The sequence below is a fragment of the Streptomyces sp. A1136 genome (genome assembly GCF_004795055.1).
Lineage (GTDB): Bacteria > Actinomycetota > Actinomycetes > Streptomycetales > Streptomycetaceae > Streptomyces.
Map to the genome: position 1 here is coordinate 1 of NZ_SSBJ01000066.1, position 25,000 is coordinate 25,000.

General features: G+C 66.4%; 23 protein-coding genes and 3 pseudogenes. 16 read left to right on the forward strand and 10 right to left on the reverse strand.

Annotated features, from left to right (window positions below; all coding sequences use genetic code 11):
• Positions 1-111, forward strand: a pseudogene (locus E6R62_RS41525) (IS5/IS1182 family transposase); the annotation flags it as partial.
• A gap of 196 nt (positions 112-307) precedes the next feature.
• Complete coding sequence (locus tag E6R62_RS35250) at positions 308-1,549, forward strand: ice-binding family protein (RefSeq protein ID WP_136217558.1); 1,242 nt, start codon at positions 308-310, stop codon at positions 1,547-1,549.
• A gap of 665 nt (positions 1,550-2,214) precedes the next feature.
• On the opposite strand, the gene E6R62_RS35255 is transcribed toward E6R62_RS35250, so the two are convergent.
• Entirely contained in the window at positions 2,215-2,748 is a 534-nt protein-coding gene (locus E6R62_RS35255; protein WP_206308941.1) for a hypothetical protein, read from the reverse strand.
• A 278-nt stretch (positions 2,749-3,026) separates the two neighbouring features.
• On the opposite strand from E6R62_RS35255, the gene E6R62_RS35260 reads away from it, so the two are divergent.
• Both E6R62_RS35260 and E6R62_RS35265 read left to right on the forward strand, forming a co-directional pair.
• The gene (locus tag E6R62_RS35260; protein ID WP_136217559.1) at positions 3,027-4,352 is read left to right on the forward strand and encodes a hypothetical protein; all 1,326 of its coding nucleotides are present in this window, start codon (positions 3,027-3,029) and stop codon (positions 4,350-4,352) included.
• A gap of 290 nt (positions 4,353-4,642) precedes the next feature.
• Complete coding sequence (locus E6R62_RS35265; protein ID WP_136217560.1) at positions 4,643-5,350, forward strand: hypothetical protein; 708 nt, start codon at positions 4,643-4,645, stop codon at positions 5,348-5,350.
• Between the two features lie 139 nt (positions 5,351-5,489).
• On the opposite strand, the gene E6R62_RS35270 is transcribed toward E6R62_RS35265, so the two are convergent.
• Positions 5,490-5,936, reverse strand: coding sequence for a hypothetical protein (locus tag E6R62_RS35270; protein ID WP_136217561.1), 447 nt, complete (start codon positions 5,934-5,936; stop codon positions 5,490-5,492).
• Positions 5,937-6,438: 502 nt separating this feature from the next.
• Here E6R62_RS35270 and E6R62_RS40020 point away from each other — a divergent pair.
• Positions 6,439-6,597, forward strand: a complete 159-nt coding sequence (locus E6R62_RS40020) for a hypothetical protein (protein ID WP_168714280.1) — start codon at positions 6,439-6,441, stop codon at positions 6,595-6,597.
• Positions 6,598-7,000: 403 nt separating this feature from the next.
• Here the strand turns inward: E6R62_RS40020 and E6R62_RS35275 are convergent, their stop codons facing one another.
• Entirely contained in the window at positions 7,001-7,408 is a 408-nt protein-coding gene (locus E6R62_RS35275; protein WP_136217562.1) for a TipAS antibiotic-recognition domain-containing protein, read from the reverse strand.
• A gap of 558 nt (positions 7,409-7,966) precedes the next feature.
• Between E6R62_RS35275 and E6R62_RS35280 the strand changes: the two genes are divergently transcribed.
• Positions 7,967-8,227 carry a hypothetical protein gene (locus tag E6R62_RS35280; RefSeq protein ID WP_306432508.1) on the forward strand — a complete coding sequence of 87 codons (261 nt, stop codon included), beginning with the start codon at positions 7,967-7,969 and terminating at the stop codon, positions 8,225-8,227.
• A gap of 117 nt (positions 8,228-8,344) precedes the next feature.
• Here E6R62_RS35280 and E6R62_RS42310 read toward each other — a convergent pair whose 3' ends face one another.
• From E6R62_RS42310 to E6R62_RS35295, 3 genes and pseudogenes are all read right to left on the reverse strand, one after another.
• Positions 8,345-8,869: an IclR family transcriptional regulator C-terminal domain-containing protein gene (locus tag E6R62_RS42310; RefSeq protein ID WP_136217573.1), complete on the reverse strand. Its 525-nt coding sequence runs from the start codon at positions 8,867-8,869 to the stop codon at positions 8,345-8,347.
• A gap of 710 nt (positions 8,870-9,579) precedes the next feature.
• A pseudogene (locus tag E6R62_RS42315) lies at positions 9,580-10,320 on the reverse strand (helix-turn-helix domain-containing protein); the annotation flags it as partial.
• Positions 10,321-10,462: 142 nt separating this feature from the next.
• Entirely contained in the window at positions 10,463-10,702 is a 240-nt protein-coding gene (locus E6R62_RS35295; protein ID WP_136217564.1) for a hypothetical protein, read from the reverse strand.
• Positions 10,703-11,244: 542 nt separating this feature from the next.
• On the opposite strand from E6R62_RS35295, the gene E6R62_RS35300 reads away from it, so the two are divergent.
• Entirely contained in the window at positions 11,245-12,444 is a 1,200-nt protein-coding gene (locus tag E6R62_RS35300; RefSeq protein WP_240802083.1) for a hypothetical protein, read from the forward strand.
• 283 nt (positions 12,445-12,727) lie between these two features.
• Here the strand turns inward: E6R62_RS35300 and E6R62_RS35310 are convergent, their stop codons facing one another.
• A complete protein-coding gene (locus E6R62_RS35310; protein WP_136217565.1) occupies positions 12,728-13,426 on the reverse strand; it encodes an SDR family oxidoreductase in 699 nt (232 codons plus the stop codon).
• Between the two features lie 216 nt (positions 13,427-13,642).
• On the opposite strand from E6R62_RS35310, the pseudogene E6R62_RS35315 reads away from it, so the two are divergent.
• Positions 13,643-13,744, forward strand: a pseudogene (locus E6R62_RS35315) (IS5/IS1182 family transposase); the annotation flags it as partial.
• A gap of 30 nt (positions 13,745-13,774) precedes the next feature.
• On the opposite strand, the gene E6R62_RS35320 reads toward E6R62_RS35315, so the two are convergent.
• A complete protein-coding gene (locus E6R62_RS35320) occupies positions 13,775-14,359 on the reverse strand; it encodes a TetR family transcriptional regulator (RefSeq protein WP_136217575.1) in 585 nt (194 codons plus the stop codon).
• Positions 14,360-14,463: 104 nt separating this feature from the next.
• On the opposite strand from E6R62_RS35320, the gene E6R62_RS35325 reads away from it, so the two are divergent.
• Together E6R62_RS35325 and E6R62_RS35330 are read left to right on the forward strand one after the other, a co-directional pair.
• A complete protein-coding gene (locus E6R62_RS35325; protein WP_136217574.1) occupies positions 14,464-15,399 on the forward strand; it encodes an oxidoreductase in 936 nt (311 codons plus the stop codon).
• Positions 15,400-15,653: 254 nt separating this feature from the next.
• On the forward strand, positions 15,654-15,968 hold the full coding sequence (locus tag E6R62_RS35330) for a hypothetical protein (RefSeq protein WP_136217566.1): 315 nt from the start codon (positions 15,654-15,656) through the stop codon (positions 15,966-15,968).
• Positions 15,969-16,211: 243 nt separating this feature from the next.
• On the opposite strand, the gene E6R62_RS35335 is transcribed toward E6R62_RS35330, so the two are convergent.
• Positions 16,212-16,871, reverse strand: a complete 660-nt coding sequence (locus tag E6R62_RS35335) for an MSMEG_1061 family FMN-dependent PPOX-type flavoprotein (RefSeq protein WP_136217567.1) — start codon at positions 16,869-16,871, stop codon at positions 16,212-16,214.
• A gap of 755 nt (positions 16,872-17,626) precedes the next feature.
• Between E6R62_RS35335 and E6R62_RS40025 the strand changes: the two genes are divergently transcribed.
• From E6R62_RS40025 to E6R62_RS35360, 6 genes are all read left to right on the forward strand, one after another.
• Positions 17,627-17,791 (forward strand): hypothetical protein, encoded by a 165-nt coding sequence (locus tag E6R62_RS40025; protein ID WP_168714282.1) that lies wholly within the window; start codon positions 17,627-17,629, stop codon positions 17,789-17,791.
• 103 nt (positions 17,792-17,894) lie between these two features.
• The gene (locus E6R62_RS35340) at positions 17,895-18,785 is read left to right on the forward strand and encodes an HEXXH motif-containing putative peptide modification protein (RefSeq protein WP_136217568.1); all 891 of its coding nucleotides are present in this window, start codon (positions 17,895-17,897) and stop codon (positions 18,783-18,785) included.
• Entirely contained in the window at positions 18,778-19,893 is a 1,116-nt protein-coding gene (locus E6R62_RS35345; RefSeq protein WP_136217569.1) for a hypothetical protein, read from the forward strand. Before E6R62_RS35340 ends, E6R62_RS35345 begins: the two co-directional genes overlap by 8 nt.
• 21 nt (positions 19,894-19,914) lie before the next feature.
• Positions 19,915-21,768 (forward strand): RiPP maturation radical SAM C-methyltransferase, encoded by a 1,854-nt coding sequence (locus tag E6R62_RS35350; RefSeq protein ID WP_168714283.1) that lies wholly within the window; start codon positions 19,915-19,917, stop codon positions 21,766-21,768.
• Complete coding sequence (locus E6R62_RS35355) at positions 21,765-22,961, forward strand: MFS transporter (RefSeq protein WP_168714284.1); 1,197 nt, start codon at positions 21,765-21,767, stop codon at positions 22,959-22,961. Before E6R62_RS35350 ends, E6R62_RS35355 begins: the two co-directional genes overlap by 4 nt.
• A gap of 54 nt (positions 22,962-23,015) precedes the next feature.
• A complete protein-coding gene (locus E6R62_RS35360) occupies positions 23,016-23,270 on the forward strand; it encodes a hypothetical protein (RefSeq protein WP_240802082.1) in 255 nt (84 codons plus the stop codon).
• 162 nt (positions 23,271-23,432) lie between these two features.
• On the opposite strand, the gene E6R62_RS35365 is transcribed toward E6R62_RS35360, so the two are convergent.
• Positions 23,433-24,764: an MFS transporter gene (locus E6R62_RS35365; protein ID WP_136217572.1), complete on the reverse strand. Its 1,332-nt coding sequence runs from the start codon at positions 24,762-24,764 to the stop codon at positions 23,433-23,435.
• Positions 24,765-25,000 lie beyond the last annotated feature (236 nt).

The window sequence follows — 25,000 nt, forward strand, 5'->3', positions numbered from 1 at the left end:
TTCAAACGACTCGCCGTCCGCTGGGAACGCCGCACCGAACTCCACGACGCCTTCGTCTCCCTCGCCTGCAGCCTCATCTGCTGGCGGCGCCTCAACAAACCCGAATCATGATCGTGTTACGAGCTCTTAGGTCCATCAGCTCGTTGTCTTATTTCCCTTCGATATGAATTGTGAATCAGGGCAAATCGCCTCGAATGAATCCCGGTGCTGCGTAGGTTTCTGCGTAATATGCCAGCGACAGAGCGACGGTCCTGTGTGACCGAGACCGTCAATTACGCCACCATCCCTTTACCGGAGTTGGCCCTCGATGACACTGAATATCTCTGGCGCGGCGCTACGGCGCACCACGCCGGTGTGGATCGCGACGGTACTCGCAACAGTGCTGGCCTCTGCCTTGGTCGCGGTGACGCCGAACCGGGCTGACGCGCTCGCCACCCCCGTCCCCCTCGGCACGGCGACCAGCTTCGCGGTGCTGGCCGGCGCGGCCGTCACCAATACAGGCCCGTCGGTCATCACCGGAGACCTCGGAGTGCATCCGGGGACGTCCATCTCCGGCTTCCCGCCCGGGCAAGTGAACGGAACCATGCACTCCGCGGACACCGTGGCCCTACAGGCCAAGACCGACCTGGTCGCGGCGTTCAACAACGCCGCCGGACAAGCCACGAACGGCGCCCTTCCTCCCGACGCCGGCGGTCTGACACTGGTACCCGGCGTCTACACCGCCTCGTCCACCCTCGGGCTCACCGGCACGCTCACCCTCGACGCCGGCGGTGACCCCAACGCCGTCTGGATCTTCCAGATCGGTTCCGGTCTCACGACGGCCTCCGCGAGCCGGGTGCTCCTCACCAACGGCGCCGCACCCTGCAACGTCTTCTGGCAGGTCGGCAGTTCCGCCACTCTCGGCACCAACTCCACCTTCGTGGGCACCATCATGGCCAACGCGGCGGTCAACGTGACCACCGGGGCTTCCATCGACGGGCGCGCCCTGGCCATCACCGAGGCCGTGACGCTGGACACCAACCGGATCACCCGGGCGACGTGTGCCGCAGGCACCACGGGCGGCACCACGGGCGGTCTGGTCACAGGCGGTCTGATCGCCGGCACCACCACAGGTGGTCCCACGGGCGGCACCTCGACCACTGGTGGCACGGCGACCGGTGGCACGGCGACCGGTGGCACCGGCGGCCTGCTGGGTGGCGTGCTCGGCGGGACATCGACAGGAGGGGGCCTGCTGGGTGGCGTGCTCGGCGGAGCAACAGGCGGCCTCGTTGCCGGCACCACCACAGGTGGTCCCACGGGCGGCACCACTGGCCCGATCACGGGTGGAACCCTGGGTGGCGCAACCGGAGGAGGCTTCCCCAAGCCGCCCGGCAAGCCCGACCACCACAAGCCCGGTAAGCCCGGTCACGACCACCAGGGTGAGCACGACCACCAGGGCGAGCACGACCACCAGGGCGAGCACGACCACCAAGGTGAGCACGACCACCAGGGTGAGCACGACCACCAGGGCGGATACGGCGAGCAGGGCGGATACGGCGACGGCGAGTGATCACTCACCGCGCACCGCAGTAGCGGGTCGCGCACAGTCCCCGTGGCGGGCTGACTGCAGGGGCAGTCGCCCGTAGCACGAGCGGGACAACGGCGTGCGACGGAACCGACGGTTCCGTCGCACGCCGCTCGCCGAGCCGCGAGAAACGGACAAGTGGGCAGTCTCGATGGGAAGGCCGGGTGTGGCCGTGCCCGGTGGCCAGCACGAGGAGACCGTCGAGGCGACCTTCAGCCCCGAGGCTGACCGGCAGCCACTTGACGAGTCACCAGCCGGCGGCCACCTCCCGACCGAGACCCGTCGCCGGGGGACAACGGCCGTATCGTCGGTCCGCTTCCAGCCCCACACCCGCCGCCGACGAGACAGGCAGACACGGCGCCACTTCTGATCGAGTAGCACCGACGGGGTGGTGAAGCAAGGGCGTGGGATCTGTTCTCCCCCGCTTGAGCCGGCACCCACACCGCCTCCCCGGGAAGCGACGTCCCGATACCTGGGCTTGGCAGATAGGCCGACTCTTCGGGCGGATGGGTGGGAAGGTCGTGGCATCTGGGTGAGCCCTGTCCGGGTGTGTCCGCACCTTCGCGCCGAATCACCGATGCTCGGACCGAGAGGCTTTCTTCACTACTGTGCCGAGAGCCCCTTCTGTCAGGCGACGCGGTGGCCAGGCCTTATCGAGGGGCCCCTGGCCGCCGCATCGCTGCGAGGCCACCCGTGATCACCGCCCGCCAGTCGATGCCTTCGCCCAGCACGCGGCAGTTGGACATGATCGCCCGCCCGGCCCGGGACCCGAACTGGCGGAGTTTCTCGGCCCGGGTGTCGGGGTCGTGGTCCCCGTCCCCGTACAGCCACCCCGCCCAGACCCGCCCGGGGTGCCGCTCGGGGTCGACGGCGTGCAGCCGGCGCGCCACGGCCGGCAGTCCCTCGCTGAACGCACGCGCCTCCAGGGTGCGGTGGTGAAAGGTGATGGTGGAGCGCAGCCGGTGCTTCGTCATCGTCTCCAGCAACGCGGCCTGAAGCACCGCCAGGCGCTCCCCACACACCTGCTCCTCGTTCCGGTTCTCCCCGTACAGCACATCCGGCGTCAGCCGCTCGTCCCGCAGCTCCACCACCACGATCTGGTACCGCGCCAATAGCCCCCGAGAGATCGCATCCCCCAACGACAGCTCCCACAGGATGGGCCCGTAGATGGACTGATCATCCATCGAACAGGCCATCTCCTCAGGCAGCCGATTCAGCGGATTCGGTCCCTCCAGTCCCTCCCCCTCTGTCCTCTCCTCCTCCCTTTGGTGACAGAGCGCCCCCGTCTCACTTCGGCTGGGCCGACGGTGAGCCCCGGCCAGTTTGGGAACAGGCCAATGTCCGCTGTTCAGGCGTGACAACCGATATCCGGTGTAACCCTGTGATCACGGATGGCTACAGCGAAGGGTTGCTCATGAGCACAGAGGACACTGGCACGTCGGCTGCGGAACAGGGTGATGCGGTGGCAGGCGACGATGCCGCTCAGGTCGCCGGGACATCGGGTGAGGTGGCGGCCCCGCAGTACACAGTCAGTGATGCGGAGGGCCGCCAGATCGCCGACGAGGCGATGGAGGAAGCGCGGCGCCTGGAGGAGGAGCTGGTCGCCGCTCTGCCGCAGGAGCGGCAGGACGCGATCCGCGAGATTCAGAAGCAGCTGGCGTCCAACGGGCAGGATGTGCGCGCCACCAAGGACTGGTGGGGCTTTGCGGTCCACCTCAGCGCCAAGGCTGCCCAGGATGTCGCGGACATCGCCGAGATGATCGGTGACGTCGCCGGTGAGCTCCTGGGCGGGAAGATCGGAAAGCTGGTCGAGGCGGCCTGCAAGGCCAGGGCGTTGCTGATCCGGGCCGTGGGCAAGGACTACGGCTGCCGGCTGGTCTCCCCCTGGGTCGCCCCCGCGATGCTGTTCCCGATCCCCGCGGCACCGGCCGATGACACCCACCTGTGGTGGACCGTCCTTGGCACCGACTCCAACGACTGGAGCCCGGACGAGAAGTTCACTGCCCACCGCTCCAAGTCGAACCCGGCCCTGGCCGTCCACAACGGCAAGCTGTACTGCGTCCACCGCGGCGACGGGGACAACAAACTGTGGTGGACCGTCTACGACCCGGACACGGACACCGGCTGGAGCCCAGACACCGCCTTCCCCGGCCATCTGAGCTCGGCCGGCCCGGCCCTGGCCGCCTTCAACGGCCACCTGTACTGCGTCCACAAGGGCAACAACGACAACAATCTGTGGTGGACTCGCTTCAACGGCACCAGCTGGAGCACCGACACGCAGATGGCCGGCAGGACCGACCGCGGCCCGGCCCTGGCCGTCCACGGCGGCAAGCTGTACTGCGTCTACAAGGGCGCGGGCGACAACACCCTGTGGTGGAGGACCTTCAACGGCACCAGCTGGAGCGGTGAAGACCAGCTCGGCGGCCGCACGAACTCCAACCCCGCGCTGGCCGTCTACAACAACAACCTGTACGCGGTGTACAAAGGCCACAACACCAACAGGCTCTACATGACCCGCTTCAACGGCAGCGGCTGGGACGGCGACAACGCCCTGCCCGGCCACACCAGCGCCGAAGGGCCTGCTCTGGCCGCGTTCAACGGCCACCTCTACTGCCTCCACCGCGGCGGCTCCGACGGCAAACTCTGGTGGGCCCGCTACAACGGCAGCACCTGGAGCACCGACACCAGCCTGCCCGGCCACTACAGCGCCCAGGGGCCGGCCATCTCCGTCTTCCGCGACAAGAACGGCACCAAGGACCAGCTCATGTGCGTCCACCGCGGCTCATAGCCCCGGCGCCCTTGAGTACCTCAGCAACCCACGCCGCCCGGCCCCTCACGGGGCCGGGCGGTCGCATTCCACGGTCCGACGGCATCCGACGTCATGGTGGACGCCTGGCTCGAACGCAGAGTCGGGACAACGGCTGCCGGTCACCGGCTCGTCAGCGCATGATCAGCGGTCCAACTTCGAGGTCAAACGGTCCGACTTCAGTGTCAGAGGACACATCGCGACCGGCACGGCCACGCCGTCCGGCAGATGCCCGCCGCGGCTCGGGGCGAGGTTCCTCGTACAGGGCGGGGATGAGCCCGGACTCTTTCCACGTGATCATGACCTTTCAGAAGGACGGCCCTGCCATCGCCGGGACCTGGGAGAGCGGTGCGGTGGACGCGGTCAAGTTCCAGAAATTCGTCGGCTCCCACGGCAGTGTCGACGGGGTCGAGACCACCTCGTGGGCGGAGTCCGGTGGGCAGCGGGAGCGGCTGCGGACCCGGACGGGCTGGGGATCCACCTCGAGGCGTAGCCTGCGCCGCCAAACCCGCTGCGCCCGGGTGGCCGGCCGCGAGCCTGTGCTCTCCCCGCTGCCGGGACCCTGGCAGCGCGCGGTATCGCGCCTGCCGGGCGGCGTCGATGGGACCGCTCTTCGGGGCCATCACCCTCCGAATCGAAGGGAACGAGGGCGTGGTGCGGGCAGGAAGAAGGCCACCCGGTCGGGCGGCGGCCGGTGGCTAAACGGCGCGCCCCGCGTTTGGGAAGGGATGCGCGTCTGCATGATCCGTACGTCAGGCGGGCAAGCCCGTGCGGCTGAACTTCTAGAAGTGGACAAAGCAATGGACCTCAGAAAGGGAGATCGCGTTGAGTACAAGGGGCAGGAGGACAGCCAGCACCACACGGGCACGGTCGTGCAAGTGATGGGCGGTGGAAGCAGCGTGATGTACAGCGTCAACAGGGACCACACACAGACGTTCGAGCCCGTCAGCGCGGACCAGGTGGTGCGGCGGCTGGGGTAGCAACTCCACCAAGAGTCGAACTGCTTGCACATCGACGCATCGGCCGGAAGCCGACTCGTGGGGGACGAGGGACGGCCCCGCCGGGCGGATGCCGAGCGGGGCCGTGGAATCACCGGCGCTGTTCACCAGCGGTGCGGATTTACGGGACGACAATCCCGAAGGCTTGGTCTACCCACCTGTTCGGCATTCCCGTGATGACGTGAATGGTGCCTGCGCGGCCTCCGCAGTCAGGGTGCGGCCAGTACGAGATGCGGATCCCGTACTCGAAGGACGTGTACTGGAGGGTCGCCACCGGGACGAGCTTGGTGAGGTCCAGGTCTTTGTCCTCCAGCTCGACGCAGTACTTTCCGACGGCGGGCTTCGTGACGCTGCTGATGCCCTTGGACCGGTTGATGCTTCCGTCGGCGTTGACCACTGCGGCGGCCTGCACGTACGGGGCCGCCGCCCTGGCGCCGGGAGCGGCCGCCTTGGCAGCGGGAGCGGCCGAGGCTCCTGCCACCCCCGCGCACACCCCTCCGGTCACGAGACTGAGCGCGGCTGCCACCCAGACTGCCGTGCGCGTTGTCTTGCTGTTGTTCTTGAGCATGCGGAGTGAGTCCTCTCCAAGGAAACGTCCGCCGGCTTCAACGAGCCCGGCCGCTACGGACCGTAGGCGCCCGCACCGCGCTATTTGCGACGTTCAGTAGACAAACCCACCGGAAGAGCGAAGTTGGAGCTCACTGCAGGCGCTCAGGAATCACGTTAAGTAGCCGGAGCGCGGTTCCTACTCGGCCCCGGACGTACTGCGACATCACAAACGGAATCGAACAGCCGCCGACCGTTGTGCCTTTTGAAGTGGTGCTGCTGTCCGTTCTCGTGAACAAAGCCAACAGCGGCTGGAAATTGCCGATCTGCTGGGAATCGGCTCTTCCCTCTCCCGCAAGATCGACCTTGCCGGGAGGTTGGTGTCAGCGAACCGCGAGGGCGATTCGTACACGCAACCGGAAGTGAGGTCTGATGATGCCCATCTCTTCGAACCTGGTGCCCGCGTCGGTCACCGCGGTCAGCGGCCTGGCCGCCGCGACGGCCGGGGCGCCGTGGTGGGCGTCGTGATCTGCCTGGTCCTGGCCGCGACATCCGTACAGAACGTTTTCCCCCAGAACTCCTCGGACCGGCTCACCTGGTGGACCAACCTGTGCGATCACCAGACACGCCGTCGCATCAACGGCCGCCGGCTCGCGGAGCACCCCGTCGTCTCGGACCGGTAGGGATGAGCCACCCGACTTCGGGTGGCTTCCCGGCCATTGACCACCGTGCCGAACCCGCAAAGGGGGGATACCCCATGGGGGACCGGCCGGGGCATCCGGTCAGCGGCAGTTGTCGGTGGGGTCCGTGAGGTGCCTTACGGAGCCGCCCCCCGGTCGGTGTTAGGGGGAATGCGGCAGGGCCGACCCGGCGGCGCGGGCCGGCCCTGCCGTGTGCGGCACCCACGCAGCCACGTGCTGCTGTGTGCCCGTCTGCGACCCTCACCGGCATTCGAGGGACTCCGCCGGGGCCCTTCTTTCGGATCAGCGGGCGGACCGCCTAAACCCCGCTCTACCCCTCGGCGGGTGCGCCCGGACCCCGGTCGGGGCGCACCCGCCCATGTATGTACCGGCCCGTGTCGCCCGGCTATGCCGAAGTTTCGGTCCCGGCGCTGGGGGTGAACCCGCTCCCCTGCTCGGCGAACACCTTGATCGCGGCGCCCAGGAACTCGACCATCCCGGGGTGGTAGGAATTGTGGAATGCCCTCATGGCCTCATCCTCGGCGTAGAAGAGGGACATGCCGACGTAAGCCTCCCTGGAGGGGGTGTAGAACCGGCAGACGATGTCGAAGTGCCTGCGGACGAGCTCCTGGATCTTCTGGTCTCCGGGCAGGGAGCCGCCGTCCAGGAGAGGCGTCATCTCCCGGTACAGGACGTCCCAGTCCAGGTGGACCCGCTCCCTGTCCACATGTTCCCAGTGGTTGGTCTCGGCAAGGCTCTTCGCCTGCTCCTGGGCCAACGACCGGCGACACTCGTCCTCGTAACTGTTCCCCACGGCACCGGTTCCCATTGTTGCGTCGCCTCTCCGGTGGATCCCGAGAGGCCGCCGACATGTCGACATTGACCGGCCGCCGATGATCAACTGCCGGTCCAGGCCGAACGGTGACACACAGCCACCGGTTCGGCAAACCATTTCTTGGACCCTCCAGCGGGGGGAGGGCTCTGGTCTGTCGCAGTGCATGTGTGCGAACTGCCGGTACGGGTGCGAAGAAGTCCGCAGAACGATTGTTACTTGATCAACTACTCCGGGTGGGTGAGACGGGGCAGGAGTGCGCCTGGTGGTGCGCCGGAGCGCGTTCTCGCTGGGCGCCGTTTGCGGGGCGGGCGAGCGTGGGGGCGAGGAAATGTCAGGGCCACGCTGGCCAGATGTGCATGGGGCGTACAGGCGAGTGTGACGGAAATGTCCCTGCCCGGTAACCGCCCTCACGGGGTGCTGCGCCTGGGCCGGTTCGGGGTCGAGAGTGTGGGACTCGGCTCACTCCGGGCCGGGATTCCGCACCGGTTGCCGTCTCCTGCTTCGGCGGGTCGGCACTGTTGTTGAGGGAGCGTCACCATGTCTTCTGCTTCTTCCTCCGTTCGTCGTATCGCCGCGACCGTTCTGGCCGCCGGGGCCCTGGTGGGCGTGGCCGCGCTGCCTGCAATCGCCCAGGACCGCGACCACGGCCGGCATCCGCGGGTGGAGATCAGCCGGGTCCAGGCCGACAGCCCCGGACGCGACGATCGCTCCAACCGCTCCCTCAACGCCGAGTGGGTGGAGATCACCCGATGTCCTGAAGGTCGGCCTCCCTGGGGGCCGGAAAGACATATGCCCTGAAGGGGCCCGCACCCGTCGCCAGGGTGCGGGCCCTTCGCGTCTCGGTGGAGGTCGGCCCGCGCTACAGGCATGGCGCGGCCCGGAAGATGGTCCTGCCGGCGGTGCGGTGTGGGTGGTCTACCGCGTGGCCGCGGGGTGCCGGGTTTGGCCGGGGCGCGTCGTGTTGAGGGCGAGGACGAGGGAGAGGGCCATGGTGGTGGAGTGGTCCTTGATGGTGGCGGCGGCTTGGCGGAGGCGGCGTCGGCGGTCGGTTGCGGGGACGGCGACGGCGATGCAGGCGGTGCGGCCGGGCAGGATCAGTGGGCTGGCTGCGCAGGCGTCCTGGTCGGAGTACTCCTCGAAGTCGTACTGGACGGGTGAGAGGTCGAATGCGCGGAAAAGGCTGTCGGGGTCGGTGATGGTGTGGCCCGTGAGCTTCCTGGGCCGGTAGCGGGAGAGGTGGTCGAGGCGCGCTTCGCGGCCGAGCTGCGCGAGGTTGGCTTTGCCGAGTGCGCTGGCGTGGGCGGACTCGCGGAAGTCGACGTACTGGTCGACGGTGGGGATGCCGGGCTGGGCGGCTTCGTGGGAGACGTGGATGTCGCCGTCGGTGTAGGTCCGATGTAGATCGCGCCGTTGGTCTTGAGGCTGAGGTGGTCCAGGAATTCCTGGACCACGTCACGGCCTTCGGCGGCGGCGTTCAGGATGGGGCCGCGGGCGTGGCCGCCGTCCTTGCCGGTGGTGGTGAAGCGGCGCTCGCGAAGCCAGCTGAGGACTTCGGAGGTGTAGCGGGTCGGGAGGCCGCAGGCGTGGCTCAGGGTGGTCAGGCCGACGGGCATGTTGGCGCTTCGTATGACTTCGAGGATTTCCAGGCGTCGCTGGAGCGCGTCGGAGTCCTGGTTGCCGCGGCGGGTGCGTGAGGTCCACAGCATGTCCGGCCGGTGCGGGCGGCGCGCTGACGGGGCGGCCTGGCGGGGTGTGCGGGTGCCAGCGGTGTCGAGGGAGGGCCGGTCGCTGGTGTGGCCGGGGTCGGGCTCGGTGTGGGGTGGGGAGACGAGGGCGGAGGCGACCATCATCCGCTGCCACAGCGGTCGCACGTCGTCGGGCTGCCCGCGCAGGGCTGTGGCCAGGGCGGCGACGAACGGCCAGTCGTCCAGATCCCGCTCGGGCCGCTCGCTCAGCAGAGCGCGCGCGACCCGGCGGGGGGTGAGCGTCAGGTGCTGGAAGCAGATCTCGTCGGGGGTGGGAGAGCCGGCAGCGATGCACATGCCGCGCAGCGCTGCCTTGAGCGAGGCGGCGGCCTGGAGAAAGTCTTCGGGTCCGGGCAGCGCGACCGGCGGGATGCCCTGCGCTTTCTCCCACAGGGGTCTGAGGTCGGCGGGGTCGGCGTTGCACAGTTCGGCGATTGCTTTGACGGTCTTCCACTTCGGGTGCCGCTTGCCGAGCAGGATCAGTGAGAGCAGGGATGCGGAGATGCCGACTTCGCTGGCCAGCCACCGTTGGGTGTGACCCGAGGCGCGGTGCAGGTGGGAGAGAGCGGTGGTGAGTTGGTAGGCGGGGTCCCCGGGCAGGGCGGGACTGGGCAGGGTGTTCTCTCCTTTTACGGAGTCGGGGGCGGAGGTGGGCCGGGAGGGGCGCGGCCGTGCAGGGCGGTGTCCGGGGCCCGAGCCGCGTTCGGCCCGCCAGTGACGGATCTTGGCGACCTGCTCGTCGCCGTACCTGGCCCGGGTGGCCGACACGGACATCGACAGTGCGTGGCCGATATCTGTCCACGGGGCCCCGTACTCGGAGGCCTGCCGGACGGCGACCGCCTTGAGGTCGGCCACGTCGCGTTCCAGCCGCAGTGTCTCCAGCAGCAGTTCCAGGGGACGGGCCGGCAGCGGAAGCTGACCGTGCTGCAGGGCCGCAGCCGCCCGCGCCGCGACCGACTTCGCGATCCTCGCGACGTCCTGGTCGTGCTTGTGCGAATAGCGGAGCCCCGTCTTCTGCCGCGCGCGGTAGGCGGCGGTACGGCAGTCCGTTCCGCAGTACTTCGGCGGCCGCCCGCTTGTCTTCGGGCGGAAGAACCTGGTCTTGCAGTGCGGGCAAAGGATCTTCAACATCACATTATGCGACATATAACTCCTTCATGGGGCATGAAGGGGTGGCGCGCCACCCCACTTTCTTCCCGTGACTCCCCAAGGCCTTGGGCCTAACGGGGAGGAAGAAACGCCCCACTCGTCACAGCGGACCGCGACGAGTAGGGCGGGCCGGGACGCCTCAGGCGGTGGGTCCCGCGGTCGGATTCTGCGCAGTCCAGGACCACGAACGCCGCACGGACCAGTGAGAACGCCGCGCATAGGCCAGCAGCACGGGAAGAATCACCAGCACCACGGAGACCTGTGAAGGGGCGAGAATGAGAATCAAGCCCGTGAAAACAACGGCCAGAAACGGCATCAACTGCACGTCGACACATTTGTCGATGGTCCCCGAGGACTGGGCCACCCTCAGAGTGGGCATGCTACGGTCCAAACCGCTGCTCAGGGCCCTAAGACGCTCGGCAGACTCTCGGATAACGGACATGACGCTCCCTTGTTCGAGACGGTGAGAGGAGAGCCCCTGTCATTGGTTGACGGCCGGGCAGGGGCCTCCGAATTCGAGACACTAATCGGTCGAGAGACGCCCGAATCCGCAGTCGACGAGAGAACCCGAGACGCGCCGGATTGAGCCAGCAAAACATCACAATGCGCATGCGAAACGGTCAATGCCGAACAAGTGCGAGGCGTGGTTCCGCATGGCCGTCGGCAACCGCTGATCACCGAAGTCGAACGCGACCATGGTTCGGCGCCGGGGGATCCCGCCGGACTTTCCACGGGTTTTGCACCGTGGCTCCGGCGTGTGCGTCTGTCTCGACTCCGATCCCAAACCTTCGCTGCGGGTTCGTCGGGTTCCGCCGTCCGGCGCCCTTCGTCGGGCCGCAGGCATCGGTGCGGGTCAGGCTGGGGCCGGCGTCGAGGACGAGGGAGGCCCTGGGGATGGTGTTGCGTCCGCCGGTGGAGCCGATGTTGGCGCAGGCCGCCGAGGTGATCCCGCCGGTGCGTCCGCTCGTCTCCGGGGTGGCGTATGAGCAGAAGTTCGACGGGTACCGGGTGCTGGTGTTCACCCCGGCCGGGCCGGGTGGGCGGGTGCTGCTCCAGACCCGCCGCGGGGCCCTGGTCCAGGGTGCGTTTCCTGATCTCGTCGCGGCCGCAGAGGCGCGGCTACCCGTCGGCCTGGTCTTGGACGGCGAACTCCTCGTGTGGGACGTGGAGGCCGGCGTCTTGTCGTTCGAGGGGTTGCAGCGTCGGGCCGCCGCTCGCACCCGTAGCGCTCCCGAGCTGGCCGCGAAGCTGCCGGCCTTTTTCGTGGTGTTCGACGTCTTGCAGTTCGACGGCCGGGAGCTGCTCGACCTGCCGTATGTGGAGCGCCGCGCCCGCCTGGGGGCCTTGTTCGCCGAGCACGCCCTGACATCCCCGTGGACCCTGTGTCCGATGACCACGGACCCGGCCAAGGCCCGGGAGTGGCTTGAGTCTTGGACGGATGTGTCCGGCGTCGAGGGCATCGTGGTCAAGCCCCAGACCAGCCGCTACGTGCCGGGCCACAGGGGGCGTCACCAAGGTCCGCCGGCGGGACACCACCGAGGCGATCATCGGCGCGATCACCGGCACCCTCACCCGCTCGCAGCTCCTCGTCCTGGGCCGCCACGACCGGGACGGCCGGCTCCGCGCGGTCGGCCGCACCGTACCGCTGCGCACGGAAGCGGCCCGCCTGGTCGCGGAGCACCTGACCGCCGCCGACCCGGCCACCCGTGGGAGGGCATGCGGTTTCGCCTCCGTGTGGGGCAGCCGCGACGCCTTGGACGTGACCCTGGTCCGTCGCCGAGATCACCGCCGACACATCCGTCGACCACGGCGGCATCTACCGACACCCCGTCCGGTTCAAACGCCTGCGCCTGGACCTCACAACGCGGGACGTACCCCGGTTCGAGGCGGAACCGGACACGGCTGCGGGCTGAGACAGCAGACGGTCCTCACGCACGCCATCGGGCGTCTGTCGCCGGGATGGCGCCCGGTCGTAGGAGTCCGCCGGGGCTCCCAGGCGTGATCCGAGACGGAAGCGCATCTCGCCCGCGGCCGGCGAACATCGTCCGAGCGACTCTCGCCTTCAAGGGCGCCCAGGAGCATCATGATCGCTCTGGCTTCGTCCTTGGTCAGCAGTTTTAGTCGGGTCTCGCCCGCGGCATCGAGGAGCGCGTCGAGGAAGTCTTCATCCATACCGGATCAACCCTCGACGAACTCCACCGTCACAGGCAGGCGCGGACGGCCGGTCGGTCGGGCGTCGGGTGTGCGCCCGACCGGCCCTCCTGGGGCGGTGGAGGGGCCAGATCGCGATCTACGGCTGGAGTATGGGGACCGCCGCGGGGTGGCGGCCCGGATCCGAAGGCGCCTCCGGCCGTGCTTGGCGGAGCCAAAGGCACCTCCCCGTATGGCCCTTGGGAGCTCTACCTCAGCCAACCTGCCCCGTCGGCCGCACGGTGATGTGGTTGATGTCCACGCCCGCGGGCTGGTTGACGGCGAACACGATGGTGTCCGCGATCTGCTCGGCGGTCATCGTGGCGGCTGCCTCGGGGGTGCCGCCGCGGACGTGCCAGAAGGGGGTGTCCACAATGCCGGGAGCGACAACGGTGACGCCGACCCCGTCCTGACCGACCAGGAGGCGGGTGTTCTCGGCCAGGGCGTGGGCGGCCCACTTGGTGACGGAGTAGAGGTTGCCGGGGGTGTGGCGGACGCCGGCGACCGAGCCGATGATCACGATTCGGCCCTTGGAGGTCCTCAGGTGGGGCAGGCTCTCCTGGATCAGCAGGGCGGGGCCCAGGACGTTGGTGAGGATCATGGCGCGCATGTCCTCAGGGGCGTGGGTCTCCAGGTTGCCGGGCAGGGAGAAACCAGCGTTGGCTATGACGTTGTCCAGCTGGCCCCAGGTGTCCATCACGTGGCGGACGGCGGCGGCGACGTCATCTGCTTCGCCAGCGTCGCCGGTGATCGTCAGCAGCCGCTCGCCCGCCCCCGCGGTGGTGGCGAAGGCGGCCAGCTTGCCCGCGTCGCGTCCGGTGACGGCCACGCGGTGGCCCTGCTTGAGCAGGGCGCGGGCGGTGGCGGCGCCGATTCCGGTCGAGCCACCGGTGATCAGCGTGACGGGTTCCATGGGACGGCCTCCTCGGCGACGGGGTCATCGGGGCAAAGCGCCTGCACTCTACTCGGCGATCTTCGACGCTCGCTCCCGGCTTTCTCCGACGGCTCCGCTCCTGACTGTGGATCAGAAGTTAGACAGTGTCATGCCGATCAGTAGGGGGCTCAGGGGCAGGGGCACAGACCTTGGTGATCATGGAGTTGCGACGCTCTGTGATTACTGGGGAGACCTGTGCCCGCCCTGCCCTCATGGCTGACCGACCTCCTCTGGGACTTCCAGCCACGCCCGCGCATCAGTGACCGAATCATCTTCGACGAGCTCCTGCAACTCCTGAGCAGGAACTCTTGCCGGCTGCAAGACAGCTCACGCAACAGAGTCCAACGCCGGGGCAATTGTGACGAAGGCTCGGTCAGTCAGTTCGGCGGGGTCCTCAATACCGTCGCTACCGCTCCATCGTTGCAGCACGGCGTCAAAGGCGGTGAGCGCCATCCCGGCGGCTAGCTGCGGGTACAGATCGGTGTCGGGGTCTAGGCCCAGGCGGTGCGCCAACTCTGCTGCCAGGTCGTCACGCCACTGGTCCTGGCGCTCCAGGAAGCGTGCGCGCAGGGCGGGGGTGCGCAGAATCAGCTGAACCACGCGCAGGGCCCTGTCGGAATGGTCGGCGCAGGCGGCCATGGAGACCCAGACCGTGTGCTGCAGGGCCACGGAAGGCTGCTCCTCGATGGGGCGAGACGCCAGCGCTGCGCGCATGCCGATGCCCATGTCGGCCAGGAACTGGACGACCACGTCTTCCTTGGAGGCGAAGTACCGGAAGAACGTTCGCTTGGACACGCCGGCGGTGGCCGCGATCTCTTCGATGGTGACCGCGTCGAATCCCTTCAGTGCCAGTAGCTGCAGCGCCGCTTCGCTCAGCTCGTGGGAGACGAGTTGGCGTTTGCGTTGGGCCATGGTGACTTCAGGGCGGGGGCTCACCGGGCAATCCTATCGCTATGCCATCCATGGCACTCGGTAACTGCTTGACACTGAGTGCCATAGACGGCAACGTGTGCCGCATGAGGAAGAACCAGCACTGGACCGCCGATCTGATCCCGGACCAGGCCAAGCGGGTGTTTGTCGTCACCGGAGCCAACAGCGGCCTCGGTCTGGCGACCACCCGGGCACTCGCCCGCAAGGGCGGCCACGTGATCCTCGCGGTACGCGACGAGGCAAAAGGCCACCTGGCCGCCGCAGAGATCACCGCTGAGCAGCCTGGCGCCGCCCTTGAGGTGCGCCGCCTCGACCTGGCCGATCTCGATTCGGTCCGAGCATTCGCCGATCAGTTGCGGGCCGATCATCCGCGGCTGGACGTGCTCGTCAACAACGCCGGCGTGATGGCACCGCCCCGCTCACTGAGCCCCCAGGGCCACGAGTTGCAGTTCGCCTGCAACCACCTCGGCCACTTCGCGCTCACTGGTCTACTGCTCGACCTGCTGACCGACGGCAACGACCCCCGCGTGGTTACGGTAAGTTCGACCAACCACCGGCAGGGGCACCTCTACTTCGACGACCTTTCCGGCGAGCGCAAATACTCGCCCATGGGGTTCTACAACCAGTCGAAGTTCGCCAACGCCGTCTTCGGACAGGAACTCCACCGGAGGCTGACCGCGGCCGACAGCTCGGTGCGCAGCCTGCTTACCCACCCCGGCTACACCTCCACCAACCTCCAAACAAGCGCGCCGGTCGGCATGGTGAAGGTACTGTTCGGCCACATCCTTGCCCCGCTCGCCCAGCCCCCCGAACAGGGTGCACTGCCCCAGCTGTACGCGGCCACCGCCCCGGACGTGAGGAGCGGTGAGTTCATCGGGCCGGACGGCTTCGCCGAGCTGCGAGGCGGCCCGACGCGTGTGCAGCTGTCCACCGCGGCAGCCGATCCCGGGACCGGCCGCCGTCTGTGGGAACTGTCGGAACAACTCACCGACGTGCGGTTCCTGTTTCCAGCCACCTCCTAACGAAGAGGTCGCGCGGATGGGCGTGGGGTCATGGCCGGCGATTCGGGCGTTCGGCCCAGCGGTGGGTTGTCCACGCGGGAGCGGTGAGACTGCAACCCCTGGAGAAACATCGTGCGACTGCGTTGGTCCCTTCCACTGCCGGGTCCGTAGTCCATCGGAGGCTCCATCCGGCTCACCCCGGGCCGCAGCCGCAAGGGCGGAGACGGTCTCATTTCACGACGCGACGGCGCTGGCCCGCTCGACCCGCCGACGCCGTGGCGATCACGGTCTACAGCCACGTTTTCGACACCAACTCCGCCTTCCCGGATGCCCAGATCCTGCTCTTTGACGACGCGCACGCCGCCGAGAACTACGAAGCGGACGCCTGGGCGGTGAGATCCCGACCCGGCCGGGATGGCCGGGGTCAAGATCAGGGTGACCGGGCATCAGCAACGACCGGCACCCCACCCCTTCGAGATCAGGAGAACCCCAGCATGCAGCATCACCCCGCCGTCTTCGCCGCCCTGCTCGGCCTGACCCGCGCCGACAGTACCGTCGGCGCTTACTGGGTTATCGGCCGAGACACGTGATCTCCCCGTCGAAGACGGGGAGATCACGTGTCTCGGCCGATCTCGACGAGTCGCTACGGAAGGCGGACACACCCGACGCCGCCCGGGGCGAGGTTCATACGTGCGGGTAAGGAGTTTGGAATTTCAGCCTCTACGAGTTGCCGGGAACGGCCGCCCCTATTTCCGGCCGCCCAGCGATTGATCTCGGGCGTGCTGGACCGGGGATTTGACGGGCTGGTTGTTCAGTTAGCGCAGGTCGACCCGTTACTCGTACCGGTACTTTAGCGAATCCGCCTCGGCCTGCTCGACGTCAGCGATCGTCACCTCCGGCATCCGCAATTGGGCCAGCGTCACCTCGGCCGAGGTCGGCTGGGCGTCCCTCGGCAGCCACTGCTCCGGCTTCCAGGACCCGCTGCGCAGGAACGACTTGGGGCAGTGCGGGTAGACCTCCTCGATCCCCAGCACCAGCGCGCTGGCCGGCGGCTTGCCCACGGCGGTCAGCCGCGACAGCAGCTCTGGGCGAGTGGAGACGCAGGCCCGGCCGTTCACCCTGAGCGTCGTGGTACGCCCCGGGATGACGAACAGCAGCCCGGCCCGCCCGGTGGCGATGATGTTCTGCAGGGTGTCCAGACGCTTGTTGCCGGTTGCGTCCGGTATCGCCACCGTCCGTGCGTCCAGGACGGCGACGAACCCGGCGGGGCCGCCGCGCGGGGAGACGTCACAGTTGCCCTCGGCGTCCGCGCTGGCGACCAGGACCAGCGAGGAGCAGTCGATCAACCGCCGTGTCTGCTCCGTGAGTTCGGTCATCTGCTTACGTATGGCCGTGTCCTTGGGCAGCTCGTAGACCCGGCGCAACGCGTCCTGATCGGGCACGGCGTCGAGGCGGAGCGAGTCGAAGGCACTGCTGGCAAGGGACGTCATCATGCCACCGACCCTAATGGGCCGACCTGCGACTGATCTCGGTCGGTGAGTGCGGGGGCATAGAGACGGTCGCGCCTGCTGATCCACTACCGCGAACCCGCGGGCCAACACGCCCCGAGATCAATCGCGGGTCAGCCCGTTAGGGACCGGGTGGCGCAGCTCGACCGCCACGCCGTGGTCGCTTGGCTGCTGGTCCTCGACAAGATCGAAATCCCGACGGGGCCGACGGTCGCTTCTGTGGTGCTGGCCGGCCCCAACGGCGCCACCCGACGGTTCCGCCTCTGCCGCTGGAGCAGCCCGATCAGCGTGAGGAGATGCTCGCGCGAAGCAGACTCCAACCCCCGGCGACATGACCACGGATCCTGCCGCACCCACTCGCAACCCGTCACATCGTCAGGCAGGCAGCGAGCCCACGCACGACCTTCTTCCGTCGTCGACTGTTTCGTGTAGTCAGAAATGGCGAACACTGGTCCCTTGACGCTGTGCGTTCTTTTGTGTGGATCAAGAAGAATGTCCCGATATTCAGGCCGCGTGAGTCTCGCCTTACAGAGCGTTATTGGCGGGCGTTGATCTGCAGTGAAACATCGGTATGCCAATTTTCTGAGGAAATTACCTACCGATCCATCCAGTTCCCGGCAGTAGTCGATTACAGGCCATCGTTGACGGTCTCAAATATGGCCGGTATCTTCATGGTCGCTACACTGGCTGCCATTTCTGGAGCCTGCCATTCGCGTCAGGAAAAGACAGGAGGTTGAATCGTGTCTGTAATGACAGGGGCCGAAACTCAGCTCGGCAAGGGAATCAACATCACGGACGTGATCGCGCTGGTCACGACGGATGAGCTCAACGACTCTTCCGAGCGCATCGACAAACTCCTCACCGAGGATGCGTGGAACGTCATGAACATGGTGGCGTTCGACTAGTTTGCCGTAATCCGGGATCATGGCAGATTCGCCGCGAAAGCATGAATCTGCCATGGTCCCGGGTGCGCGATCTGCCCTGAAATTGAGAAATGATGGGATTTTCATGCTGACTCTGTATGGAACTGACGAAGTGATCCGCAACGTCTACCGACTGTCGCGCGGCGAACGGAAGCAGCCGGTGACCACGACCGGGGAACTGCGGGACCAGTATCTCGACTTCCTCTCCGGAGACAGATTTAAGGCACCAGTCAACCTCGGTACGGAAATATTCATCAAGGACCCGGAAACAGAAAGGCGGCTGGCGGCGGCCTACTCCGGTGGCATCCTGAACGACCTCGACCAGACCAACGTCATCGGAGATTCGTTCGACGATGAAGTGCGCGACCGGAAGATCGCGACGGCGAGGTCGGCGCTGGCCGAACTGCTCACGCTGAACGAGGACATAGCGGTGGTCTTCCCGTTGGTCATTCACAGCGTCTTCCTCAAGCAGACGAACAGGCTGGACAACGGGTCCGCCGCCCACGGCGGATCGTCGAGCAACGCGATCGGCTCCATCTGGCTCTCGCTCAATGACACGCTAACGCAAAACGATGTCATGGAGCTGTTCATCCATGAGCTGACGCATCACCTCCTGTTCATCGATGAGTACAGCCACAACCATTTCGTGTACGAAGAGATCGGCAAGAAGGAAAACTACGCTCTGTCCGCGATCCGCGGCACGCACCGGCCGCTCGACAAGGTAATCCACAGCATTGTGGTGGCTACCGAGCTGGTGACCGCACGCGAGCGCTACCTCGGGCACGGCGGCGGCGAGCTCGAAGTGCATCCGGAGAGTCACAAGATCCTGGAGGACACGCTGGCCTCCTGCGCCAGCGTTCTTGCCCTGGAAAACCTTGAGAAGCTCGTATCGGACCGCGCGATCGACTTCGTGAAGTCCTGCGCGAGCCGGTGCGAGTCACTTCAAGCCGCGCGAGAAGGGTCGATCGATGAATGAGGCGTATGACAGCCTCGTGGCTGTAGCCGACCGCATCGGCGCCGAATGGGAGAAGACCGGCAACGATTGCGCCGCTTTCCCGGAGATCGCCTGGCAGGAGACCGAGGGACTGGATCTGTCCCATTTCGGAGAGCTCTCCAACCTATCTGCGCTGCTTCGCCACCCGGAAGTCTCACGGCTACAGCGCCACTCGACCTTCTCCGACCTGTATTTCATGCTGTACGACAACGGGCACTTCTGGGTCGAGGTTCTGAACTGGTGGGGGAGTGATATCAATATTCATGACCACGACTTCTCCGGTATACAGATGCAGCTGGCCGGCCAGTCGCTCAACGTCAAGTACGACTATGTCGGTGAGGACGCGGTCGACGGTCTGCTCGGTGACGGCAGGATCACCGTCAAGTCCGCCGAGATCTGGGAGCCGGGCGACCGTTCGTTCGTCCGGCCGGGCGACGTGGAGCCGCACACCGTCAACCACCTGAGCATCCCGACGGTGAGCCTGCTCTTCCGGACGCACCCGGTTCCTCGGTACGGACCGCAGAACAACTACTTCCCGCCGGGCATACGCTCCACCTACGGCATCGCCGACATCAACTTCCGGACCAACGTGAAGTTGCTCCGAGTTCTGGCGCGGGGCGACAAGAGGAAATTCCACGAGACCTTCGCCGAGGTCGTCGCGACGCAAACCCCACCGCAGACGCTGTTCACGCTCATCAAGATGACCGACATCCTGTTCCACCGTGAACACATCCAACTGGTACGGGACTTCTCCACCAGTGGCCATGTGCTGGCCGAGAAGATCGTGGAGGCGGCTGCCTACCACCGGGCGACAGACTTCCTCATCAACAACGTGAAACGGACGCCGGGCCTCTCGGACGAGCAAGTGTTCGCGGTGGCCGTTCTCGGGTCGGTGTACGACGCCGAGAGCCTCAAGGCAATCCTCGCCAGGCTTGACGAGCGCGGACGGTCGGTCGACCTCAACTCGATCGTCCCGGGCATCCTGTCGCACTGCGGTGATGCCAAGGCACAGGAAGTTCTCAACGTACTCAGACTGTTCGGGTTGACCGAGGCGTTCGACCTGCTGGCGAGTCCCGTTCCCAAGAGGTAGCACATGCCCCGAATAGCGCTGATGACAATGCCGTTCGCGTCGTCCACCAGGCCGTCCCTGCAGTTGGGGCTGCTGAAGGCCGTCGCGGAACGGGAGGGATGGGCCGCGGACACTTTTCACTTCAATCTCGACTTCGCGGCGTTGATCGGACGTCATCATTACGAGGCGCTGTGCCAGCACCGGGGCGTGCAACTAGGCGACTGGATCTTCGCGAACCAGGCCTTCGGCGACGCATCACCGGACCGGGCTGGCGAGTTCATCGACGAGTTGACCTTCGACATCGCCGCGGCCGTCGGCCACACGGGAGAGGGGGACGCGCGGGCCTGGCTCCGTGACGTCCGAGACCGGCAGACTCCGTGCTACCTCGACGAACTGGTCGCCGGTGTCGACTGGACCGAGTACGACGTCGTCGGTTTCACCTGCACGTTCCAGCAGAGTGTGGCCTCGTTCGCGCTTGCCCGCAGGCTGAAGGCCGCATTCCCTCATCTGGTGACCGTCTTCGGCGGCGCCAACTTCGACTCCGGCATGGGGCTCGAGCTGATCGCGTCGGTGGATTCGGTCGACGTCGCGGTAATCGGCGAAGGCGACCTCCCCTTCCCGATGCTTTTGAAGGCGCTGCGAGACAAGGAAACTCTCGCCGGCATACCGGGTGTCGCCTGGCGGCAGGACGACGGATCGATCTCCTACACGGAGACGAAGACTCCGTTCAACGATCTCGACAGCCTGCCGATGCCGGACTACGAGGAGTACTTCGAGCGTGCGGAGTCGCTCGGGTTCTTCAAGAAAATTTCCCGCTCCCAGGTGGATCTCCCGTTCGAGAGCGCACGAGGATGCTGGTGGGGCGAGAAGAACCATTGCGTCTTCTGCGGTCTCAACGCGAGCGGCATGCAGTTCAGGTCGAAGTCCCCCGAGCGGGTGCTGCAGGAGATCGAATGGCTTTCGTCACGACATCGCAGCCTGCGACTGGAGTCGGTAGACAACATCCTGAACCGGTCCTACCTCTCCTCCGTCATCGATCCGCTGGCGGAAAAGAACATGAACCTCAACATCTTCTACGAAATGAAGAGCAACGTGTCCCCGGCCGAGGTTGAACGCCTTGCCAGCGCGGGCGTGAAGAGGATCCAGCCAGGCATCGAGTCACTCTCCACGCCGATACTGAAGTTGATGCGAAAGGGCGTCACCGCGCTTCAGAACATAAATCTTCTGAGGTGGAGTAGGTTCCATGGAATCGAAGTTGGCTGGAATCTCCTGTGGGGATTCCCGGGAGAGCTGGCGGAACACTACTCCGCCCAGGTCGCCGTGCTCGAAAAGATTCCCCATCTGCAACCGCCGGGCGGCGATGGTCGGTTGTGGCTCGAACGTTTCAGTCCCATGTTCATGGACAGGGTCACGTTCGGCGTCCGCAACGTCGCACCGCTCCCGTCGTACAAGCAGGTCTATCCTGCCAACGTCGACCTGGCCGAGGTGGCCTATTTCTTCGACTACGATGTGGCTGACTGCCTCCCGGTGGAGACGTTCGATGCCACCCTGCAGGTCTTGAGATCATGGCGAACGGCGTGGGAAAAATCTGATCCGCCCGCGCTGATATGCCAGTTCGGCCCTGGCTTCATGAAAATAGACGAACGTCGTCCAGGATTCGCGCACCGCTCGTACGTCGTCGATGGAGTGCACGCCGACCTCTACCGCCGCTGTTTCACCAAACCTCGATCAATTCGCGCAGTCAGCCGAGAAATGGGTTACTCCGAGGAGTCGGTCCTGGAGATGGTCGCCGACTTGGCCGGTCTGGGGCTTCTCCTGCGCGAGGACAGTAGGATCCTGGCCCTCGCGCTCCCTCCTGCCGGCGGCTGGCGACACTTTTCAGAGAGTCGAACGTGATCAAGTTTTACCGCCTCTGGGTATCCACCGCGTCCTCGAACTTCGGAGACGGGCTGCTCCGTGTCCTGCTGCCGCTCCTGGCCCTGGCCTGGGGTGCCTCCGGCTTCGAGGTGTCTGTCGTTGTCGCGTCGAGCTACCTGCCGTGGTTGTTTGGAAGCCTGCTCATCGGGGTCTTCGTCGACCGGCTGAACCGGTCCACCATCATCCGCGCGGCGAACGCCATACGCGTACTCGCGACCTTCGCCCTCCTGGCCGTGACGGTCGCCGATCTGGCGAGCATCCCACTGCTGGTCGCGCTGGCCCTGGTGTACGGGGTCGCCGAGGTGGCCGCCGACCTGAGTTCACAGAGCGCGGTCTCCCAGGTGGTCGAGAACGAGCAGCTGGAAAGCGCGTACGGGCGGATATCCGTATCCCAGGTGGTCGCGAATACGCTGGTGGGACCAGCGGTGGCCGGACTTCTGTTCGGGCGGACACAGGCCGCCGTGATCGGACTGATCTGCGCCTGCTACGTCGTCGCCGGCCTGTCGGTCCCGGCCACTCCCGACAGCGACCAGGACACCCCGAAGCCCTGGGCTCCCCGGCAGATCTGGCGAGAATTGCGCATCGGAGTATCGGCCGTCACCAGCCATTCCTGGCTGCGACGCGCCGCGCTGTCGGTGGGTGTCATGAACTTCGCGTCGGGCGCCAATGCCGCACTACTGGTCACGTACGCGGTGAGTCCCGGTCCGCTCCGGCTCACCACGGGTGAGTACGGATTGCTGCTGGCGGCCCTGGGCATCGGGTCGATGACCGGCAGTGCCGTCGCGGCCCGGGTTACGCGGTTACTCGGGGAGTCCCACGCGGTGGCGGTCGGCGTCGGGGGACTGCTCACCACCATCGCTGCGCCCGGTCTCTCGGACAACGTGTGGGTCATCGCGCTGTTGATGACCGCAGGCAGCGCGGTGGGCACCCTCTTCGGGGTGAAGGTCATTTCCATGCGGCAGCGATCAGTGTCGAACGAACTCCTCGGCCGCGTCAATTCCGCGTTTCAGTTCGTCGGGATCGGGTCGGCGCCCCTCGGTGCGACATTCGGAGGGCTGTTGGCATCGATGGTGGGTATCCGGCCTGTGTTCCTGCTTCTGAGCGCGGTCGCCGCGCTGACCGTTTTGCTGCTCAGGCCGTGGCGCCGGGAACCGGTCTCCGTGGCGGCGTGAGCCCTCGCCGCTCCCGCACCGGCTCCGGGCGTGGTGGAGAGCCGGTCGGCTGGTGTGCCGAGGCGCGGTAGTTGGTTCACCCACCGAAAGTCCGAGGTGAACGGCATCCCGCCCGCATTCCAGCATCTGCGCGCCCGCGCAGTAGCCGCCGATGCCGCCGCCCGCGCACTGCGGGAGGACAAACGACTCCGCGAGCACGTCGCCGTCTACGCCCAGGTCATCCACGAACTCCGCACTGAACTGGACCGGCGCACCGACAACACCACCCAGCGCAGCCCTGTCCGGAGTCTCCCAACCAGCATCACCTGACACACGAGGCGGGGCCGGTGAGCTCTGCCAAAGCCCGTTTGTACGGGGAACGGCATCTGAACCATTGTCGGCCTGCACGAAAGATTTCAGAGCGCTGGGTCTGGTCTGCGGACTGAGATCTATCCACGCGTGTTCTGGGACATGTGCATCGAACGAAGTATTTCAGTGTTCGCGAAGGTTTATCGTCTCCTTCCGTTTTTGTCGGTGATGTCCGCTACCCCTGCCGATGCCCTCTGCGGCTTCGACGGGGCGGTAGTGGGTGGGAAGGTCGCGCTGGGTGCGTATCGGACTGAAGGCGAGGATTAGCCAGCAAGGGGCGAGAACACCCGTCATGATCCACATGGCGGTTCGGGGACCTAGGGCGTCGCCCAGGAAGCCACCGAGCAGGGAACCGAGCGGAATGGTGCTGTGGTTGAGCATCATGCTGGTTGCCACCACCCTTCCTAGGAGATGGGGAGGGCAGTACATCTGGCGGAAGCTGCCCAGGATGACGTTGCACGAGACGATGCCGACACCAATCACGAAGGCGCCGGACGCGAAGAACAGCAGGCCCGCCCCGCCAGACGCCAGCGGCATGAGCAGCGCCCACGGTCCGGTGAGCATCTGCATCACCAGCATTCCGCGAGCGGTGCCGAATCGGCGTCCGATGGACTTGGCGAGCGTTGCGCCCAGGATGCCCCCGAGGCTGCCTGCTATCAGAACCAGCCCAACCGTTCCGGGGGTGATTCCGACGGTGCGGACCAAAAAGACGACCTGCACCGCCTGATAGCCCATCAGCGCCAAGTTGACTATGGCCCCGTAGATCACCATCGGTCTTAGGTAGCGGTCTCGTTGTACGAATCTCAGTCCCTCGGCGACCTGGCTACGCAGGTTTCCGTCCCGTCCGTCCTTCTCGGGCGGCGCCTCCTGCGCATGGATCGAACGGAGGCACCACGCCGAGACGAGGAATGTGAGCGCGTCCACTAGCAGCCCGGCCACCGCGCCGAAAGCATGGGCGATCAGACCGGCCAGTCCCGGACCGGCCACACTCGTCCCGGCTTCACTCACCTGAAGTTTGGAGTTGCCCTCCAGCAGATCCCGCTCGGCCAGGACGGTGGGAAGGTAGACATGGTTGGCGGTGTTGAAGAAGACCGCGGCTGTGCCTCCGGCCAGCGCGACGATCAGCAGATGGGTGAAGGTCAGGGCGTCGAACCAGCCAAGAACCGGCACGCTCGCGTACAGACTCGCCGACACCAGATTGCAGGCGAGCATCACGGGGCGCCGGCGCACCCGGTCCAGCCACGCACCCGCTGGCAAACCGACCACCAGCCAGGGCAGCCAGATCGCTGCGGACAGCAGACCCACCGCGGTGGCATTTGTGTCCAGCACCACGACGGCGATCAGCGGAAGTGCCACCGAGGTCACGCTGTTGCCGAGCGTGCGCGCTGTCTCACCGAACCACAGCAACCGGAAGTCGCGCTGCCGCAGCACCCTGCGATGCTCCATCTTCTCCATGGAGGCAATCTTGTGTGACTGCGAGGGGATCACCGCAAGCCGATTACCAGGGCGTCTCGTTGAGCCTGGATATCAGCGGAATGTCGCTCTCAACGCGGTCGGGTCTGTCCAGTAAACGGCTCTGTCTCACATTCGGTGGTAGCGGAGGGTGGAGTTACCCGAGGAGGATGCGGTGGCGGAGCAGGGTGAAGCCTGCTCGTCCGTGCATCTGGCGGGCCATTCGTTTGGTCTTGGTG

Coding starts and splice junctions, on each gene's coding strand:
- E6R62_RS35265 (WP_136217560.1), top strand. CDS start 4,643: ATGAGCCCGGACTCTTTCCACGTGATCATGACCTTTCAGAAGGACGGC.
- E6R62_RS35350 (WP_168714283.1), top strand. CDS start 19,915: ATGACAATGCCGTTCGCGTCGTCCACCAGGCCGTCCCTGCAGTTGGGG.
- E6R62_RS35270 (WP_136217561.1), bottom strand. CDS start 5,936: ATGCTCAAGAACAACAGCAAGACAACGCGCACGGCAGTCTGGGTGGCA.
- E6R62_RS35345 (WP_136217569.1), top strand. CDS start 18,778: ATGAATGAGGCGTATGACAGCCTCGTGGCTGTAGCCGACCGCATCGGC.
- E6R62_RS35340 (WP_136217568.1), top strand. CDS start 17,895: ATGCTGACTCTGTATGGAACTGACGAAGTGATCCGCAACGTCTACCGA.
- E6R62_RS35335 (WP_136217567.1), bottom strand. CDS start 16,871: ATGATGACGTCCCTTGCCAGCAGTGCCTTCGACTCGCTCCGCCTCGAC.
- E6R62_RS35280 (WP_306432508.1), top strand. CDS start 7,967: ATGTCTTCTGCTTCTTCCTCCGTTCGTCGTATCGCCGCGACCGTTCTG.
- E6R62_RS35325 (WP_136217574.1), top strand. CDS start 14,464: ATGAGGAAGAACCAGCACTGGACCGCCGATCTGATCCCGGACCAGGCC.
- E6R62_RS35250 (WP_136217558.1), top strand. CDS start 308: ATGACACTGAATATCTCTGGCGCGGCGCTACGGCGCACCACGCCGGTG.
- E6R62_RS35310 (WP_136217565.1), bottom strand. CDS start 13,426: ATGGAACCCGTCACGCTGATCACCGGTGGCTCGACCGGAATCGGCGCC.
- E6R62_RS35300 (WP_240802083.1), top strand. CDS start 11,245: ATGTTGGCGCAGGCCGCCGAGGTGATCCCGCCGGTGCGTCCGCTCGTC.
- E6R62_RS35365 (WP_136217572.1), bottom strand. CDS start 24,764: ATGGAGAAGATGGAGCATCGCAGGGTGCTGCGGCAGCGCGACTTCCGG.
- E6R62_RS35320 (WP_136217575.1), bottom strand. CDS start 14,359: ATGGCCCAACGCAAACGCCAACTCGTCTCCCACGAGCTGAGCGAAGCG.
- E6R62_RS35295 (WP_136217564.1), bottom strand. CDS start 10,702: ATGCCCACTCTGAGGGTGGCCCAGTCCTCGGGGACCATCGACAAATGT.
- E6R62_RS35255 (WP_206308941.1), bottom strand. CDS start 2,748: ATGGATGATCAGTCCATCTACGGGCCCATCCTGTGGGAGCTGTCGTTG.